Below are 16,932 nucleotides of genomic sequence, written 5' to 3'. Positions count from 1 at the left end.
AAGTAAATCAGGAAAATGTATCCACGCTGATATTAATGGTGCGTTGAATACATTGCAAAAATCAAGAGTTGTAGAATTGGATGAAAATCTCAAAGTGAAAACGCCGATTCTATTAGAAGTGCAAACACGTAAGGCTGTTGCTTCGTGCATAGCTTAGTGGGTGCGTCAACCATCCATGTGTACTCGACTTGTCGGGGCTTGTAGCACACACGCCGGAGTCATCTGAGTGGTGGCTTCTTCCACAAGGAAGAATTGCTCTTTTTCGAAAGGGTGGTGCAAGTGGGAAAACAATAGTTCGTTGCCAGTACCAACCAAAAACTTACTTGGGGTGTTACCGAAAGATGGCATGAATTCTAGAGCGTCAAACTGTCTAGCGATAGACGAAAAGACCTAGAGTTCTAACTCAAGCCCCCACTGAAACGTTTCAACTCAGTGGGGGTAGTTGACTATCTATTAGCGTATGATGCAAGATATATGTTAAAAGGATGTGTAAGGAAATGAGATGGATTGTATCACTTCTTGTAAATAGCGTTGTATTAATCGCTGTATCCGGACTTTTAAAGGGGCTTGCACCAGACGCATTTTACATAGCAAATATACAAACTGCAATTATTGCGAGTATTATATTGGCGATTTTAAACGTATTTGTAAAGCCGCTTTTAATTTTAATTACGCTACCAATTACTCTTGTAACTTTCGGTTTCTTCTTAATCGTTATTAATGCGATTACGTTAAAGATGACGGATTCATTATTAGGGGACGCCTTTAATATATCTGGATTTGGTGTAGCGATTGTTGCGGCAATTTGTATTTCGATTTTTAATATGATAATTGAAAAAGTAATTGTTGAACCATTACATGAAAAAAAGAGAAAATGACAAAAAGAAAAACATTTCATGATTCATATGAAATGTTTTTTTCTATTTATTAGAAACCATGTTTCTTGTTTCCAGAAAAAAATGGTACAATATCCGATAGAATGGAATTTTACATCAAATGAGACTGAACCCGCAGCGGAGTGGAGGTTTATACATATGCCGAAAGTAAGGACAAAAGATTTAATTGAACAATTTCAATTGGAGTTAGTAAGTGGTGAAGAAGGGATTCATCGTCCGATTGATACGAGTGATTTATCACGACCTGGAATTGAAATGGCAGGATTTTTTACATATTATCCAGCTGATCGCGTACAGCTTCTTGGAAAAACGGAGCTTACGTTCTTTGATACGTTAACGACAGAGCAAAAGCAAGAGAGAATGAAAGCGCTTTGTACTGAAGAGACGCCTTGTATTATTGTAACTCGTAATCAAGATGTACCGGATGAGTTATTACAAGCATCACGTGAATCAGGCGTGCCTTTATTACGTTCTGCTCAAACGACGACGAGATTATCAAGTCGTTTAACAAACTATTTAGAAGGTAAGTTAGCGCCAACAACAGCTGTTCATGGTGTGTTAGTAGATATTTATGGCGTTGGTGTTTTAATTACAGGTCAAAGTGGTGTCGGGAAAAGTGAGACAGCGCTTGAACTTGTAAAGCGTGGTCACCGCCTTGTTGCGGATGATAGCGTAGAAATTCGTCAAGAAGATGAAGACACATTAGTAGGAAGCTCACCAGATTTAATTGAGCATTTATTAGAAATTCGTGGTCTAGGTATCATTAACGTAATGACGTTATTCGGTGCAGGGGCAGTACGAAATTATAAACGTATTACGCTTGTTATTAATCTTGAAATTTGGGATCAAAAGAAAAATTATGATCGCTTAGGTCTTGATGAAGAGAAGATGAAGATTATTGATACAGAACTTACGAAGATTACACTTCCAGTTCGTCCTGGTCGAAACTTGGCTGTTATTATTGAAGTAGCAGCGATGAACTTCAGATTAAAACGTATGGGAGTCAATGCGGCACAACAGTTCTCTGAACGATTAATGAGTGCGATTGAGTTAGGAAATCAAGAGTAGACTCTGGAGAGGGAGGTCATATATATGCTGTTAGGTTCTGTACCACAGCTTGACCGTATAGCAGTCCAACTTGGGCCGTTCCCTGTTTATTGGTATGGGGTTATTATCGGTACAGGTGTGCTATTAGGTCTTTGGCTAGCAACTCGCGAGGGAGAAAGGCTTGGTATTCACAAAGATACATTTATCGACCTTGTATTAATCGCAGTACCAATTGCTATTCTTTTTGCGAGAATGTATTATGTCATTTTTGAATGGGAATATTATTCGCAAAATCCGAGTCAAATTATTAATATTCGTCAAGGTGGTTTGGCGATTCATGGTGGTTTAATCGGGGCTGTTATTACAGGAATCCTTTTTGCGAAACGACGCGGGCTTTCATTCTGGAAGTTAGCGGATATTGCTGCGCCGAGTATTTTACTAGGACAAGCAATTGGCCGATGGGGAAACTTTATGAACCAAGAGGCGCATGGTGATGAAGTAACGAGACAGTTTTTAGAAGGTCTTCATTTACCAGATTTCATTATTAATCAAATGTACATTGATGGTGTGTATTATCACCCAACGTTTTTATATGAATCATTATGGAACTTTGCAGGTGTTATTTTACTACTCGCGTTACGAAAAGTGAATTTACGCCGTGGTGAATTATTCTTCACATATTTAATTTGGTATTCAGTGGGACGCTTCTTCGTAGAAGGTTTGCGTACAGATAGTTTAATGTTAGGACCACTTCGTATTGCACAAGTAATGTCTATTGGAATTGTTGTTATTTCTATCATTTTCATTATTGTGAGACGAAAAATGGGGCAAGCTGATAAAAGATATTTAGAAAATTAGAGAAAAGTAGCATCTTATAGAAGATGCTGCTTCTTTCATATTCAGGTAATGAAAGGATTAAGGACGATGAAAATAAATACAGTGTTATTTGATTTAGATGGAACGTTAATTAATACAAATGAACTTATTATCTCTTCTTTTTTACATACGTTAAATCACTATTATTCTAATCAGTATAAGCGTGAAGATGTATTGCCATTTATCGGTCCATCTTTGCATGATACTTTTAGTAAAATTGATGCAAGTAAGGTTGAAGAGATGATTACATGTTATCGTCAATTTAATCATGAGCATCATGATGAATTAGTGGAAGAATATGAAACTGTATATGAAACGGTTCAAGAATTGAAGAAGCAAGGTTATAAGATCGGCATCGTTACAACGAAAGCGAGACAGACGGTTGAAATGGGATTAAAGCTTTCGAAACTTGATCAGTTTTTTGATGTTGTCGTGACGATTGATGATGTGGAACATGTGAAACCACATCCAGAACCACTTCAAAAAGCACTCGAATTATTAGATGCAAAGCCAGAAGAAACATTGATGGTTGGTGATAATCATCATGATATCGTCGGTGGACAAAATGCAGGTACGAAAACAGTAGCGGTTTCATGGACATTGAAAGGTAGAGCGTATTTAGAAGCGTATAAACCAGATTATGTACTAGATAAAATGAGTGATTTACTACCGATTTTGTCCCGTATTAATGGGTAGTAAGATTCCTGCCTGTAAATGCTTGATTGATGAGAGTTAGTAATCAGTGGGGAAAAGGGTTCCTACCGGTTAAAGTGTCACTTTGTATAAGTAGAGGAGAGAGTTCAGTGCGACGGACAACGCGCTATCCTGTTTCAGGAGAAAATTCATTGTGGAATGTGTATAAAACAGTTTCTTTTTGGAAGGTAATGAAAAACTTTATTATCATCCAAATCGCACGTTACACGCCATTTTTATCCGCGAAGAATTGGTTATATCGCACGTTTTTACGGATGGAAGTAGGAAAGAAAACGTCGTTTGCACTTATGGTAATGCCAGATATTATGTTTCCAGAAAAGATTACTGTGGGAGACAATTCAATTATCGGCTATAATACAACGCTTTTAGCGCATGAATATTTAATTCGTGAGTATCGACTCGGAGAAATCGTCATAGGGAATGAAGTTATGATTGGAGCGAATACGACAATTTTACCAGGTGTGACAATTGGAGATGGTGCTATCGTTTCTGCAGGCACACTTGTCCATAGAGATGTACCAGGCGGCGCTTTCGTAGGCGGAAATCCGATGCGTATTATTTATACGAAAGAGGAAATGGCCACTAGAGAAGGTTGATGTTAAAAATGTAACATTTCCCTTCTCTTTTTATGAATAAAAAGGAAATAATTGATTACAATATACTGTTTTGTTTTTTACGGAATCGTTTATACTTATAGATAGAAGAATGTGTGAACGAAGAAAACAAAAAACTGGAGGATATATGGGGAAAAATCAAAGAATATATAAGGAGAGCGGACAAGTTATCTCTTTTAATCAGTTAGCGGACTTCTTTTATAAAAAAGGGATGAGGGCTTATAAAGGGCAAAAATTGCAAGATGCAATTAAATATTTTCGAAGAGCGGCACAAAGCGAGAAGGAGCCATTTATTTTATGCCAACTAGCAATAACATTATCTGAATCTGGTGAATATCAAGAGTCGAATCAGATATTTCTAAAGCTTGTTAGATCCAATCCTGAACTTGAGCAATGCTATTATTTTATTTCAAATAATTATGCATATATGGGCTTGTTTCAACAGGCGAAGAAGTATGCAGAGCGATATTTAGAAGTTGCGAAAGAGAAAGAATTCGTAGAAGATACATTAGAATTGCTTGAGATTATGGAAGAAGAAACAATGGGTGAGGAAGAGATTGAGGATGAAGATGAGCTAATTGTTATGCAGGAAGAAGCGAACCGCTACATTCGTAACGGACAATTAGAAGAGGCGATTGCTACACTAGAAGTTGTTACGAAAGAATATCCAGAATTTTGGTCGGGCCATAATAATTTAGCGATTGCACATTTTCAATCAGGTAATGTAGATCAAGCGCTTAAGTTAACAGAAATGATTTTAGAGAAAAGTCCTGGTAATATGCATGCGCTTTGTAATACGCTTATTTTTCTATATTCAATTGGAGAGCATAAGCAAGTAGAGTCATTAGCAGGGCAGTTAGTTTCGGTATATCCAATTTCATTTGAGCATCGTTTGAAACTTGGAACAACGCTTGCAACAATTGGTCATTTTGAACCTGCATATAAATGGTTCAAAGTATTAAAGCGTCAAGGATACGAAGGAGACGTTAGTTTTTATTACTGGTTTGCATACTCTGCGTATATGGTGAAGGAACAGCAAGTAGCTGAAAAAATGTGGCAACATGTTGTAGAATTGCATCCTGATAAAAAAGGAAAAGAACCGTGGAATGCACTGAATTTAGCAGATGAAGGACAAAATCTTTTATTTGAAGAGTTACGAAAATCATTTCAGAAAAGTACGACGCTAGAAGAGAAAATGCTAGCTTTATATTTAATGAATGAATTGTCAACACCAGAGAAGGTTGGATTCTTCTTTGATGTAACGCAAGCGAAAAATGGTGTTCCAATCGTATCGCAACTTGCAAAATATTTCTTTTTACTTAATAGTCATAAAAGCATCCCAGCTGATTTACAGCAATTTGAACAGTGCGTACGAATCGCGGATGCATTATACAATTATACGAAAAAAGACGATGAATTAATCGAAGAGTGTTTAAATTTTTGGTTTTGTACGTTCATACGTTTATATACATCTGGAGCGACTTTTACAAATGTGTACGGTTGGTCAGCGGCAATTGAATATATTGTGCGCGGTGAACAAAGAAATAAGATGACACAGGCAGAGCTTGGTGATGTATATAATGTATCTGTAGCGACTGTACGAAAGTATGTGCAGGCTGTTAAGCGCACGCACACGTAGGGTAGGCAAATCATTGGGAAAAAAATGATGCTAACAGTATAATGAGGGTAACTTAATGTGTATGAATGAATGGGAGTGAATAGTGTGTCAGAAGAAAAAATTTATGATGTCATTATTATTGGTGCAGGACCAGCTGGTATGACAGCTGCGGTATATACATCTCGTGCGAATTTAAGCACACTGATGCTTGAGCGTGGTATTCCAGGTGGACAAATGGCAAATACAGAAGATGTAGAGAACTATCCAGGTTATGAGTCTATTTTAGGACCAGACTTATCAAATAAAATGTTTGAGCATGCGAAGAAATTTGGTGCTGAATATGCATACGGTGATGTGAAAGCAATCATCGATGGTAAAGAGTACAAAACAATTATTGCTGGTAAAAAAGAATATAAAGCACGTGCAATTATCGTTGCAAGCGGTGCAGAGTATAAAAAAATTGGTGTGCCAGGTGAAACAGAACTTGGCGGCCGCGGTGTATCGTATTGTGCAGTATGTGATGGTGCATTCTTTAAAGGGAAAGAACTTGTTGTTATTGGCGGCGGAGATTCTGCTGTTGAAGAGGGTGTGTTCTTAACACGCTTCGCATCAAAAGTAACAATCGTTCACCGTCGTGACACTCTTCGTGCACAGAAAATTTTACAAGATCGTGCTTTCCAAAATGAGAAAGTAGATTTCATTTGGAATCACACTATAAAAGAAATTAACGATGCAAATGGTAAAGTAGGAAGCGTAACACTTGTAGATGTAAACAGCGGAGAAGAACAAGAAGTTAAAACTGACGGCGTTTTCATATACATCGGTATGCTACCACTATCAAAACCGTTTGTTGAGCTAGGTATTACAAATGAAAATGGTTATGTTGAAACGAACGAGCGTATGGAAACGAAAGTTCCTGGTATTTTCGCAGCTGGTGATGTTCGTGAAAAAATGCTTCGTCAAATTGTAACGGCAACAGGCGATGGTAGTATTGCAGCGCAGAGTGCACAGCATTATATAGAAGAGTTAGTAGAGGAACTAAAGACTGTAACAGAAAAATAAGGGGTAATATACCTTTTGAGAAGAAAGCTACCGATAGGAGCTTTCTTTTTTTGTGGAAATGTCAAAGTTTTGTCAAAAACAATTGGGATTATAAGCTTTCTTATTGATATACTGGACTTTACGGGAAAAATCACTATAAGGAATGAGGAATTTATTCAGTATGGAATGGCGTAATATATATCGTGGGTTTTGTATGGGCGTTAGCGATTTAATTCCTGGTGTGAGCGGCGGAACAATCGCTGTTGTGTTAGGGATTTATGAACAATTGCTCGCAGCAATTAGCGGATTCTTTAGTCGTGAATGGAAAAAACATTTAGCGTTTTTAATCCCACTTGCAGCTGGTGTAGCGGCAGCTTTTCTAACGTTAAGTCACGTTATTAAATATTTATTAGCAAATCATTATGAACCGACTCAATTTTTCTTCCTCGGTTTAATTATTAGTATATTACCGATGTTAATGAGAGAAGCTGATGCAAAGGCAACGTTTAAAGGTAGTCATATTGTCTTGTTAATAATTGCAGCAATTCTTGTTGCAATAACAGCATTCTTTAAACCAGATAAGGCAGCTGATCCGATTACGACGTTAACAATTTTAAATGCAATTGGTTTATTTTTCGCAGGATGGATGGCTAGTATGGCTATGCTTCTTCCTGGAATTAGTGGATCGTTTATTTTATTAATTATTGGTGTGTATCCAACAGCAATTAACGCTTTAACTACACTCAATTTACCGTTAATCGTGGTTATCGGTGCCGGTGTGATGGCCGGATTTGTTGTAAGTAGTAAAGGAATTAGTTATTTGTTAGATCGTTATAAAAGTATGACATTTGCGGCAATTATTGGGCTCGTTATCGGGTCGATTGTCATTGTGTTCCCTGGCATTCCGACTGGTGGCATTTCAATTGTAAGTTCAATTATTACTTTTATTTTAGGATTTGCGATTGTTACTTATTTCGGTAAGAAATAAGTGTTTTAATCCCCTTAACGATTTTTATCGTTAAGGGGATTTTTATGTACTGTTCATGGGAAGTAAGGTATTTGGATTGCTTTTTATAGAAAGATTTTTTACAATTTCTTAGCGAAAGGGGACTGGCACCTTCGTTGTAGCAAACTGTTTTTGATAGTATAATGAAATGAGTATGCAGTGAGAAATTTTGCTGCAAGTAGCTGAGGTGAAGAAACATGCAAAGAGTGACAAACTGTGTGTTAATTAGAGATAATGAAGTACTCTTACTCCAAAAACCTCGCCGGAATTGGTGGGTTGCACCGGGCGGGAAAATGGAACGTGGTGAGACGGTAAGAGATACCGTTGTTCGCGAGTATCGTGAAGAAACAGGTATTTATTTAAAGAATCCAGCATTAAAAGGGGTCTTCACTTTTGTCATCCAAGAAGGTGATAAAGTTGTTTCTGAATGGATGATGTTCTCCTTTTTAGCAACAGATTTTGCAGGAGAAAACAAATTAGAGAGCGAAGAAGGCATCATTGGTTGGCATACATTTGATAAAATTGATGATTTAGCAATGGCACCAGGAGATTATCACATTATTGATTATTTAATTAAAGGGAATGGTATAATCTACGGTACATTTGTATATACCCCAGATTTTGAGTTGATTTCATATCGATTAGATCCGAGTTAAACTTGCAAGGAGAGGATACGATGACAGAGAATAATGATATAAAAATGGTAATTATTACAGGGATGTCTGGAGCTGGAAAAACGGTAGCGTTACAAAGTTTTGAAGATTTAGGATATTTTTGTGTAGATAATTTACCACCGATGTTATTGCCGAAGTTTATTGAACTTATGGCAGATTCAAAAGGTAAAATGAATAAAGTAGCACTCGGTATTGATTTACGTGGCCGAGAGTTTTTTGAATATTTATGGGGAGCACTTGATGATTTATCAGAACGTACATGGATTATTCCTCATATTTTATTTTTAGATGCGAAAGATAGCACACTTGTAACTCGTTATAAAGAAACAAGACGTTCGCATCCACTTGCGCCAACTGGTTTGCCGTTAAAGGGAATCGAAGCTGAGCGTGGTCTATTAACTGATATGAAGGCGCGAGCGAATATTGTGCTTGATACATCTGATTTGAAACCGAAAGAATTACGAGAGAAAATTGTTCACTTGTTCTCAACAGAAACTGAGCAAGCATTCCGTGTAAATGTTATGTCGTTTGGATTTAAGTACGGAATCCCAATCGATGCTGATTTAGTATTTGATGTTCGTTTTTTACCAAATCCATATTATATTCCACATATGAAGCCATTAACAGGACTGGATGAAGAAGTTTCGTCGTATGTGTTGAAATTTAATGAAACACATAAGTTTTTAGAGAAATTGACGGATCTTATTACTTTCATGCTGCCTCATTATAAAAGAGAAGGTAAGAGTCAACTTGTAATTGCGATTGGATGTACAGGTGGGCAACATCGTTCTGTTACGCTTACAGAGTACCTTGGGAAACATTTGAAACCAGAGTATAGCGTTCATGTATCTCATCGTGATGTGGAGAAGAGAAAGGGCCATTAAGGGATGAAAAAAGAGAGAAAACCTAAAATTGTTATCATGGGAGGTGGAACTGGACTTTCTGTTTTATTAAGAGGATTAAAACAATATCCTGTTGATATTACAGCAGTTGTAACAGTAGCCGACGATGGAGGCAGTTCAGGTAGACTGCGTGATGAGCTAGAAATTCCACCTCCAGGTGATATTCGTAACGTACTTGTTGCGTTATCGGATGTAGAACCATTAGTGGAAGCTTTATTTCAGCACCGTTTTACAACTGGAGACGGACTGAAAGGGCATGCGTTAGGAAATTTACTATTGGCAGGTATGACTTCGATTACAGGAGACTTTTACCACGCGATTACGGAAACGAGTAAAGTATTAAATGTCAGAGGACGTGTATTGCCAGCAGCGAATCAAAGTGCGGTACTTCATGCAGAATTAGAAGATGGAGAAATTGTAACAGGTGAATCAAAGATTCCTTATTTCGGGAAGAAGATTAATCGTGTCTTTTTAACTCCAGAAGATGTAGAACCGTTATGTGAAACGTTGACGGAAATTAAACGAGCTGATTTGCTTGTTTTCGGTCCAGGAAGTCTGTACACAAGTATATTACCGAATTTAGTTGTTAACAAAATTGGAGACGCTGTTCTTGCTGCAAAAGCGAAGAAGGTATATGTATGTAATGTTATGACGCAAGCGGGCGAAACGAAGGGTTATACTGCGTTTGATCATGTGCAGGCGTTACATGATCATTTAGGTAAACCATTTATCGACACTGCGATTGTAAATAATCGTGATATTCCTAGTGAATTACGTAATTTATATGAGGAAGAAATGTCGGAACCAGTTGCACTGGATACAGATCGTTTTGCTGAACATAATATCGAAATCATTCAAGATCAATTAGCGAAATATGATGATCGTGTTGTAAGACATGATACATTAAAGTTAGCTTCTATTTTATATTCATTGTTATAAATGTGCGTTGCCTCGTTTGAGGTAACGCTCCTCATTCATATAGGACAAGATTTTTGTTCCAAAGTAATAGTATAAGGAGGTGTTGACTGTGTCATTTGCATCAGAAACAAAGAAAGAGTTGACCAACCTTGAAATGAAGGAATGCTGTGAGAAATCAGAATTATCGGCGTTGCTTCGAATGAACGGATCGCTTTCTTTTTCAAACCGTCGCCTATCTATCGATATTCAAACGGAAAATGCAGCAATTGCAAGAAGGATTTATACGCTTTTGAAAAAAGGATATGATGTGACGGTAGAATTACTTGTTCGTAAAAAAATGCGATTGAAGAAAAATAATGTATATATCGTGCGGCTTGTTGAGAAGTCTCGGGAAATATTAGCAGATCTTCACATTGTTCGAGATGACTTTTCGTTTATTCGAAATATATCGCAGGAATTAATCGAGAAGAAATGTTGTAAACGATCGTATTTACGCGGTGCATTTTTAGCAGGTGGTTCGGTAAATAACCCAGAAACATCATCTTATCATTTAGAAATCTTTTCGTTATATAAGGAACATAATGATTCTATATGTGAACTGATGAACGGATTTGATTTAAATAGTAAGACGTTGGAAAGAAGAAAAGGGTACATTACGTATTTGAAAGAAGCTGAGAAAATTACAGAGTTTTTAAATATTATAGGTGCTCATAATGCACTTTTAAGATTTGAAGATATTCGAATTGTTCGCGATATGCGTAATTCAGTAAATCGTTTAGTTAACTGCGAAACAGCTAATTTAAATAAAACAATTGGTGCAGCGCTAAGGCAAATTGAGAACATCCGCTATATTGATGAGACGGTTGGGCTTGATATTTTGCCAGATAAATTAAGAGAAATTGCACAGTTACGAAGAGATTATCAAGATGTAACATTGAAAGAGTTAGGTGAGATGGTATCCGGGGGGAAAATTAGTAAATCGGGTATTAATCATCGTTTGCGTAAAATCGATGAAATTGCAGAGAAATTACGCGCGGGGGAAACAGTAGCAAAAAAATAAGAGGTTAAAGGGGAAATGGAGCTGTGGTTCAAAGACTGGTTAAAGTTGCATTAAAAAACGGCTTACAAGCACGTCCGGCTGCGTTGTTTGTACAAGAGGCAAATCGCTTTCATTCTGATATTTTCATTGAGAAAGATGGAAAGACAGTTAATGCAAAGAGCATAATGGGGATTATGAGCTTAGCAATTGGAACTGGTAGCATGATTACAATTACAACAGAAGGTTCAGATGCAGAAGAGGCTTTGGAAGCATTAGCTGCATATGTACAATAAAAGGCTATCGCGAATGTGCGATAGTTTTTTTATTTTGCTATTTGTGGGGTGCGGTGAGTTTGAGTGGTGGGGGTATGTAGGGCACACGTGCTTGTCGAGAATTGTCGGTAAGTCGATATGTTGTGCCGAAACGTCGATATATTAAAATAATCGCCGATAAAATTTGAGTTACGGTCGATATATTTGAAAAATCGTTGATATATCCTGTTAAATACTAGGTGGGGTATGTGCTGCCTTTGTATATAATAAAAAAAGCGCCTTGTTGACAGGGCGCTTTCGCCTTTAGTTATATTTAGCTTCAGCGGCTAGAATCTCCGGTCGTTTCGCCCCTTCATTCGAGGCAAAAAGCGCCTCGGAATCAGGGACTCCATCGCCCTGCGATTCTGAACGAGCCGCTTCCGCTTTTAAGTATTAACGATTTGTAAAGATCTTATCGATTAAGCCGTATTCTAGAGCTCTTTCTGCCGTCATGAAGTTGTCGCGGTCTGTGTCGCGTTGTAGAACTTCAAGTGGTTGACCGGTGCGGTCAGCAAGAATTTGGTTTAATTTTTCGCGTAAGAATAGGATACGTTTTGCAGCGATTTCGATTTCAGTCGCTTGACCTTGTGCACCACCAAGTGGTTGGTGAATCATTACTTCACTGTTAGGAAGAGCGAAACGTTTTCCTTTTTCACCTGCTGCAAGTAAGAATGCACCCATAGATGCAGCCATACCGATACAGATTGTTGATACTTGTGGTTTAATAAACTGCATTGTATCGTAAATTGCCATACCAGCTGTGATAGAACCACCAGGGCTGTTGATATAGATGTGAATATCTTTTTCTGGATCTTGAGATTCCAAGAATAAAAGCTGGGAAACGATTGAGTTTGCTACGTTGTCATCAATTGCGCTACCAAGCATAATGATGCGGTCCTTTAATAGTCGAGAGTAAATATCGTAAGCGCGTTCTCCACGATTTGTTTGTTCAATTACTGTAGGAATTAAATTCATCTGTTATTTCCTCCTTTGAAAGCTTTCTTAGTTTATAATACAATTATGGTCAATAAAGGTCAAACGAAACCACTTTAAATCAAAAAAATATGTAGTTGTATCATGATTTATTCGCTATATTTTTAAAATTCCCTGCTTATGTATCTTCAACATCATAACCGAATTACATAAATTTAAACGTGATTAAAGGTGTAGAAAAGGCAAAAGAACGCCTTTTTACTGAAGCGTTCTTTCGGTATTTATTCTTTTAAAAGATAGGTTACTTTATTTAAAATTGTTTCGACTTGTTTCGCGTTTTTACTATACATTTCACTTGCTGATTTCGATTTTGTTTCTAAAGAAAATAGCTCAAGATCAGCATGGCATTTTTTTAAAGATGCCAATAGTAAAGGTTTGTTTTGAGGAGAAGGCATTTGGAGTTTATCATTATAAATGTCGATAGTAAGTTGTCCGTATGAATCAACTTGACCGAGAAAGACATTTTCAATGACAACACCGAGTTTTTCTAGTTCAGAATGTAACCAAGCGCGGTTATGCCCACTAGCTGAAAGAGGTTCATCTAGTACATTTCCATCCATAATAACAGTTTGTGGTTCCTTTTTATTTGGTACTTTTAAGCCAATATCTTTTGCTGTAAGTGGTTGAGATTCTTTCTTTAATAATACATTTAATCCTCCGCTTGGTTCTAAGACGGCAAATTCTACTTCGGATATACTAAAGGCTCCGTTTCCTCTGAGAAGTTCAAGTAATTCATCACTGGTATACTTTTCTTTCTTTAAATTATCCTCAAGTATTTTGCCATCCTTTATTAAGACTGTAGACTTACCTTCAAAGAAATCTCTAGCAGTTTTGTTTTTTAAGGAAAGAATTCCTACAAAAAAAGGTACCGAGGCAAAAATAAGTATTGCAAAGACACCGTGGAAAAACTTTTGATCAAGCCCTGTAGATATTTGAGCGGCGATATCACCGATTGTCATTCCTGCTATGTATTCAAAAAAGGAAAGCTGAGAGATTTGCCTTTTTCCTAAACACTTTGTAATAGTGAATAAAATAATTAATATGAATACAGAGCGAATAATGACAAGTGTCCATTCCGGTAGGTGAGACATAGTCATTTCCTCCAGTCTACTTAAAACCCTTTATATTGAGGTTCTTCACGTTCTAATAATGAAACTCTATCCTTTAAATCAGCGATGACGCTGTCCATTTCTAACATACATTCGTGAAAGACGCGTTTTGTTTCTTCGTCTGCTGAATTTAACGAAAGGGAACTTAAGCTTGCTTGAGCCCCCCTTAAACTAGCGAGGCATGTTTTTACACTAGCGATAACAGTCATGAAAACACCTCTTATCCTTTCGGTTTAAATAGCAATGCTCCGATGAATCCAAAAATGATAGCAGCTGAAATACCAGCGCTTGTTACTTTAAACATACCGGTAATAACGCCGACAATTCCATGTTTTGCAGCTTCTTCCATAGCGCCGTGAACGAGGGCGTTACCGAAACTTGTAATTGGTACAGTTGCTCCTGCACCAGCAAAATCAATTAATGGTTCGTATAGATTGAATCCATCTAATATAGCCCCAACAACAACGAGTGTTGCCATTGTATGGGCAGGAGTAAGTTTACCTACATCAAACATAAGTTGACCAATTACACATATAAGTCCACCAATGACAAAAGCCCAGAAAAAAATCATTGTGTTGCACCTCCAAATTCGATCGATACGGCATGAGCGATACATGGAATTGTTTCTTCTTGTTGGAATGTAAGTGGAGATAGTAAAGCACCTGTTGCAACAACTAGCATCTTTTTGAATTCTCCCTTTTTCATTCTATTTAATAAATGTCCGTACACGACTGTTGCCGAACATCCAGGACCACTTCCGCCAGCTATGACAGGTTGACCTTCTCTATAAATGATGATTCCGCAATCTTGGAATCGTTCGCTCTTTACTTTTGTACCGTGTTTATGTAGTAGGTCGTAAGCGATTTCGCGTCCTACATGTCCAAGGTCACCTGTTACGATTAAGTCATAATAAGAGGCGTCGATTTGTCGTTCGCGTAAATGGGCTTCAATCGTATCGACAGCAGCTGGGGCCATCGCGCCTCCCATATTAAACGGATCTGTTAAACCCATATCAACAACTCGCCCAATTGTGGCGGAAGTAACTCTTGGACCATTTCCTGTATCACTTAAAATCGCTGCGCCTGCACCGGTCACTGTCCACTGCGCTGTAGGGGGCTTTTGCCCACCATATTCAGTTGGGTAACGGAATTGTTTTTCCACGGCAGTGTTATGGCTTGATGCTCCAGTTAATAAATATTTTGCGCCTTTTGCATTTACAATACTTGCGCCGAGCGCTAATCCTTCCATAGAAGTAGAGCAAGCTCCAAATAACCCAAGATAAGGTGTTCCGAGTGTACGACATGCAAAACTCGTTGGGGTTATTTGATTAATTAAATCTCCGGCGAGTACGAATTGAATATCGTCTTTCCGAAGTTTTGCTTTCTCTGTAGCACGGCTACAAGCTTCTTCAAATAAAATTTTGTGAGCCTTTTCGTAAGAATCTTGTCCAAGCCATAAATCTTCATGGAGGGTGTCGAAGTCTTCAGGGATATTACCTTTCGCTTCAAATGGTCCACCGACTACCCCGGTTGAGATAATGACTGGTTTGTTTTCAAATACCCATGTTCGGTGTCCTTGTAACATTTATAGCCCTCCCCATTGAACGAGAATCGTTTTAATAAGTGCGATGACGAAAGCAGAAAATACACCAAACAAAATAACAGAGCCAGCCAATTTAAACATGTTACCGCCAACACCTAGGACGAACCCTTCCGTTCGGTGTTCAATGCATGCTGCGATAACAGAATTACCAAAACCGGTAACTGGTACCGCTGTGCCAGCCCCAGCAAATTGTCCAAAACGATCGTATATACCGAATCCAGTTAGTAACATGGAAATGAAAATTAGAGTTGCTACTGTCGGATTCCCTGCTGAGCGCTCAGTGAAATCAAAATATGTGATGTAAAAAGTAGAAATAAGTTGCCCGATGAAGCAAATGAAACCACCAACGAAAAAAGCTTTTATACAATTTTTTAAGACAGGACGCTTCGGTTCTCGTTCTTGCGCGAATTTTTTATATTCCTGTTGTACAGGAGTTAAGTTTTTATCTTTACTAGACATTTCAATCCTTCCTTTTCTTTTAGAAAGCTTAAATATTGGATCCCATTTCTGATCGAATGAGTTTCAATTGTTCTTTAATGCCATCCTTACTTACTTTCTTGTTCTTAATTTTGTTTTCAAGTTCTTCTAGGAGCATAAAAATCTTTTTGTCTGTACTTACACGAATATCGAAAGTAGGATTTTCATCACTTAATTTCTTTTTTAATTTACTTCGTAAAGGCTTTAAACCAAATCTTTCATGATGTTCAGGTTTGACGGCTATGTAAAGATCTAAATTGGTATTAACTGCGGTAGCTTTTATAATGCCATCTATAGCGAGGGCTTTTTTCTTAGCGTCTTGCGATATAGATTGATTAAAGGATTCTGTACTCATTTTTGTTAACTTAGGGCCCTTTTTTTCATCTGTTCGTTTAGCTTCTTCTTTCTTTACTTTTTTATCTAACGGGCTGTCATCGCATCCGGTAAGTGAACCGAATAGAAGAACAAATAACGCGGTTATGAGGCCGAGTTTTCGCATTATAATCATTCCATTTCTATTGCAGTATGTAATTTGCGAGAAAAAGGATGATTGCATATCATCCTTTTTCTCACATTGTGTACCATTAGATACAATGGCACCTTTGGTTATTGCTGTGTGTATTGTGGTTCTTCTTGCTGGACTTCTTCAACACGTGGGTTTAAAGAATCAATAATTGTTTGTGTTTGCTGCGCAGCTGTTTGGAAAAGTTGCTTTGCTTGTTGGTTATCCGTATCGAGAGCGAATCCCTCTAAGCTAGCTTGTGCACTTTTTAATCCAGAAACAGTTTGCTTTAGTTTTGTAATTACAGTCATTGAATGAAGCCCCCTTTGGAATATCAATTCAAAGATTATAATTTGTGAATTGGGGTGAATTTATGATTGGAAAATTTAGGGGAAGGACATGTTTTATAGGCTCCTAGCTAAGGTATATAAAGGATTAAGGGGATATTTTTATTGATTTAGATGGATTTTATTGCTATTATTATGAAAAGAAAATAAGCAGGTATTTACTTGTTGTATTTCACTTCTATTAGAGGTTTTTCGCAAGAAATTAAATGTGGAAAAGCGGAATAGAAGAAGGCTTAAAACCTTGAT

Annotated in this window: 21 protein-coding genes and 1 pseudogene; 14 read left to right on the top strand and 8 right to left on the bottom strand. The window is 37.5% G+C overall.

Annotated elements, in window-relative coordinates:
• From V7038_RS14075 to V7038_RS14010, 14 genes and pseudogenes are all read left to right on the top strand, one after another.
• Nucleotides 1–157 (top strand): annotated as a pseudogene (locus tag V7038_RS14075) (RNA-guided endonuclease TnpB family protein); the annotation flags it as partial.
• A gap of 340 nt (nt 158–497) precedes the next feature.
• Nucleotides 498–878: a phage holin family protein gene (locus V7038_RS14070; RefSeq protein WP_002112828.1), complete on the top strand. Its 381-nt coding sequence runs from the start codon at nt 498–500 to the stop codon at nt 876–878.
• Between the two features lie 156 nt (nt 879–1,034).
• Entirely contained in the window at nt 1,035–1,964 is a 930-nt protein-coding gene (gene hprK / locus V7038_RS14065) for an HPr(Ser) kinase/phosphatase (RefSeq protein ID WP_002016091.1), read from the top strand.
• Between the two features lie 24 nt (nt 1,965–1,988).
• Nucleotides 1,989–2,801: a prolipoprotein diacylglyceryl transferase gene (lgt, locus tag V7038_RS14060; protein WP_002034719.1), complete on the top strand. Its 813-nt coding sequence runs from the start codon at nt 1,989–1,991 to the stop codon at nt 2,799–2,801.
• A gap of 66 nt (nt 2,802–2,867) precedes the next feature.
• Nucleotides 2,868–3,515: a pyrophosphatase PpaX gene (gene ppaX, locus V7038_RS14055; RefSeq protein ID WP_002112826.1), complete on the top strand. Its 648-nt coding sequence runs from the start codon at nt 2,868–2,870 to the stop codon at nt 3,513–3,515.
• A gap of 107 nt (nt 3,516–3,622) precedes the next feature.
• Complete coding sequence (locus V7038_RS14050) at nt 3,623–4,129, top strand: acyltransferase (protein ID WP_070129163.1); 507 nt, start codon at nt 3,623–3,625, stop codon at nt 4,127–4,129.
• Between the two features lie 145 nt (nt 4,130–4,274).
• Nucleotides 4,275–5,786: a tetratricopeptide repeat protein gene (locus V7038_RS14045; RefSeq protein WP_002198874.1), complete on the top strand. Its 1,512-nt coding sequence runs from the start codon at nt 4,275–4,277 to the stop codon at nt 5,784–5,786.
• A gap of 84 nt (nt 5,787–5,870) precedes the next feature.
• Nucleotides 5,871–6,827 carry a thioredoxin-disulfide reductase gene (gene trxB / locus V7038_RS14040; protein WP_002089563.1) on the top strand — a complete coding sequence of 319 codons (957 nt, stop codon included), beginning with the start codon at nt 5,871–5,873 and terminating at the stop codon, nt 6,825–6,827.
• A 160-nt stretch (nt 6,828–6,987) separates the two neighbouring features.
• Complete coding sequence (locus tag V7038_RS14035) at nt 6,988–7,794, top strand: DUF368 domain-containing protein (RefSeq protein WP_002124059.1); 807 nt, start codon at nt 6,988–6,990, stop codon at nt 7,792–7,794.
• Nucleotides 7,795–8,009: 215 nt separating this feature from the next.
• Nucleotides 8,010–8,468 (top strand): NUDIX hydrolase, encoded by a 459-nt coding sequence (locus V7038_RS14030; protein ID WP_002112819.1) that lies wholly within the window; start codon nt 8,010–8,012, stop codon nt 8,466–8,468.
• Nucleotides 8,469–8,488: 20 nt separating this feature from the next.
• Entirely contained in the window at nt 8,489–9,370 is an 882-nt protein-coding gene (rapZ, locus tag V7038_RS14025) for an RNase adapter RapZ (RefSeq protein ID WP_002016084.1), read from the top strand.
• Between the two features lie 3 nt (nt 9,371–9,373).
• On the top strand, nt 9,374–10,327 hold the full coding sequence (locus V7038_RS14020; RefSeq protein ID WP_002112818.1) for a gluconeogenesis factor YvcK family protein: 954 nt from the start codon (nt 9,374–9,376) through the stop codon (nt 10,325–10,327).
• 88 nt (nt 10,328–10,415) lie between these two features.
• On the top strand, nt 10,416–11,366 hold the full coding sequence (gene whiA / locus V7038_RS14015) for a DNA-binding protein WhiA (RefSeq protein ID WP_002016082.1): 951 nt from the start codon (nt 10,416–10,418) through the stop codon (nt 11,364–11,366).
• 23 nt (nt 11,367–11,389) lie between these two features.
• Entirely contained in the window at nt 11,390–11,638 is a 249-nt protein-coding gene (locus tag V7038_RS14010; RefSeq protein WP_002112817.1) for an HPr family phosphocarrier protein, read from the top strand.
• Nucleotides 11,639–12,049: 411 nt separating this feature from the next.
• On the opposite strand, the gene clpP is transcribed toward V7038_RS14010, so the two are convergent.
• From clpP to V7038_RS13970, 8 genes are all read right to left on the bottom strand, one after another.
• The gene (gene clpP, locus V7038_RS14005; protein ID WP_001049156.1) at nt 12,050–12,631 is read right to left on the bottom strand and encodes an ATP-dependent Clp endopeptidase proteolytic subunit ClpP; all 582 of its coding nucleotides are present in this window, start codon (nt 12,629–12,631) and stop codon (nt 12,050–12,052) included.
• Nucleotides 12,632–12,870: 239 nt separating this feature from the next.
• The gene (locus V7038_RS14000) at nt 12,871–13,740 is read right to left on the bottom strand and encodes a DUF421 domain-containing protein (RefSeq protein ID WP_335470565.1); all 870 of its coding nucleotides are present in this window, start codon (nt 13,738–13,740) and stop codon (nt 12,871–12,873) included.
• Between the two features lie 20 nt (nt 13,741–13,760).
• Nucleotides 13,761–13,967 (bottom strand): DUF1657 domain-containing protein, encoded by a 207-nt coding sequence (locus tag V7038_RS13995; RefSeq protein WP_002112814.1) that lies wholly within the window; start codon nt 13,965–13,967, stop codon nt 13,761–13,763.
• Nucleotides 13,968–13,978: 11 nt separating this feature from the next.
• Nucleotides 13,979–14,329: a stage V sporulation protein AE gene (gene spoVAE / locus V7038_RS13990; RefSeq protein WP_002112813.1), complete on the bottom strand. Its 351-nt coding sequence runs from the start codon at nt 14,327–14,329 to the stop codon at nt 13,979–13,981.
• Nucleotides 14,326–15,342 carry a stage V sporulation protein AD gene (gene spoVAD, locus V7038_RS13985; protein WP_002112811.1) on the bottom strand — a complete coding sequence of 339 codons (1,017 nt, stop codon included), beginning with the start codon at nt 15,340–15,342 and terminating at the stop codon, nt 14,326–14,328. The genes spoVAE and spoVAD overlap by 4 nt, the downstream gene beginning before the upstream one ends.
• Complete coding sequence (spoVAC, locus tag V7038_RS13980) at nt 15,343–15,819, bottom strand: stage V sporulation protein AC (RefSeq protein ID WP_002112810.1); 477 nt, start codon at nt 15,817–15,819, stop codon at nt 15,343–15,345.
• Nucleotides 15,820–15,847: 28 nt separating this feature from the next.
• Nucleotides 15,848–16,336, bottom strand: coding sequence for a YhcN/YlaJ family sporulation lipoprotein (locus tag V7038_RS13975; RefSeq protein WP_002112809.1), 489 nt, complete (start codon nt 16,334–16,336; stop codon nt 15,848–15,850).
• 107 nt (nt 16,337–16,443) lie between these two features.
• Nucleotides 16,444–16,650, bottom strand: coding sequence for a DUF1657 domain-containing protein (locus tag V7038_RS13970; RefSeq protein WP_000216167.1), 207 nt, complete (start codon nt 16,648–16,650; stop codon nt 16,444–16,446).
• Nucleotides 16,651–16,932 lie beyond the last annotated feature (282 nt).

Source organism: Bacillus sp. JJ783 (assembly GCF_036963225.1).
Lineage (GTDB): Bacteria > Bacillota > Bacilli > Bacillales > Bacillaceae_G > Bacillus_A > Bacillus_A cereus_U.
The sequence above is the reverse complement of the archived record's forward strand: the minus strand, read 5'-3'. Positions and strand labels throughout refer to the sequence as shown.

Bases quoted from the DNA above. Each gene is read 5' to 3' on its own strand.
- V7038_RS14070 (WP_002112828.1), top strand. From the start codon at position 498: ATGAGATGGATTGTATCACTTCTTGTAAATAGCGTTGTATTAATCGCT.
- hprK (WP_002016091.1), top strand. From the start codon at position 1,035: ATGCCGAAAGTAAGGACAAAAGATTTAATTGAACAATTTCAATTGGAG.
- lgt (WP_002034719.1), top strand. From the start codon at position 1,989: ATGCTGTTAGGTTCTGTACCACAGCTTGACCGTATAGCAGTCCAACTT.
- ppaX (WP_002112826.1), top strand. From the start codon at position 2,868: ATGAAAATAAATACAGTGTTATTTGATTTAGATGGAACGTTAATTAAT.
- V7038_RS14045 (WP_002198874.1), top strand. From the start codon at position 4,275: ATGGGGAAAAATCAAAGAATATATAAGGAGAGCGGACAAGTTATCTCT.
- V7038_RS14035 (WP_002124059.1), top strand. From the start codon at position 6,988: ATGGAATGGCGTAATATATATCGTGGGTTTTGTATGGGCGTTAGCGAT.
- V7038_RS14030 (WP_002112819.1), top strand. From the start codon at position 8,010: ATGCAAAGAGTGACAAACTGTGTGTTAATTAGAGATAATGAAGTACTC.
- rapZ (WP_002016084.1), top strand. From the start codon at position 8,489: ATGACAGAGAATAATGATATAAAAATGGTAATTATTACAGGGATGTCT.
- V7038_RS14020 (WP_002112818.1), top strand. From the start codon at position 9,374: ATGAAAAAAGAGAGAAAACCTAAAATTGTTATCATGGGAGGTGGAACT.
- clpP (WP_001049156.1), bottom strand. From the start codon at position 12,631: ATGAATTTAATTCCTACAGTAATTGAACAAACAAATCGTGGAGAACGC.
- V7038_RS14000 (WP_335470565.1), bottom strand. From the start codon at position 13,740: ATGTCTCACCTACCGGAATGGACACTTGTCATTATTCGCTCTGTATTC.
- V7038_RS13995 (WP_002112814.1), bottom strand. From the start codon at position 13,967: ATGACTGTTATCGCTAGTGTAAAAACATGCCTCGCTAGTTTAAGGGGG.
- spoVAE (WP_002112813.1), bottom strand. From the start codon at position 14,329: ATGATTTTTTTCTGGGCTTTTGTCATTGGTGGACTTATATGTGTAATT.
- spoVAD (WP_002112811.1), bottom strand. From the start codon at position 15,342: ATGTTACAAGGACACCGAACATGGGTATTTGAAAACAAACCAGTCATT.
- spoVAC (WP_002112810.1), bottom strand. From the start codon at position 15,819: ATGTCTAGTAAAGATAAAAACTTAACTCCTGTACAACAGGAATATAAA.
- V7038_RS13975 (WP_002112809.1), bottom strand. From the start codon at position 16,336: ATGCGAAAACTCGGCCTCATAACCGCGTTATTTGTTCTTCTATTCGGT.
- V7038_RS13970 (WP_000216167.1), bottom strand. From the start codon at position 16,650: ATGACTGTAATTACAAAACTAAAGCAAACTGTTTCTGGATTAAAAAGT.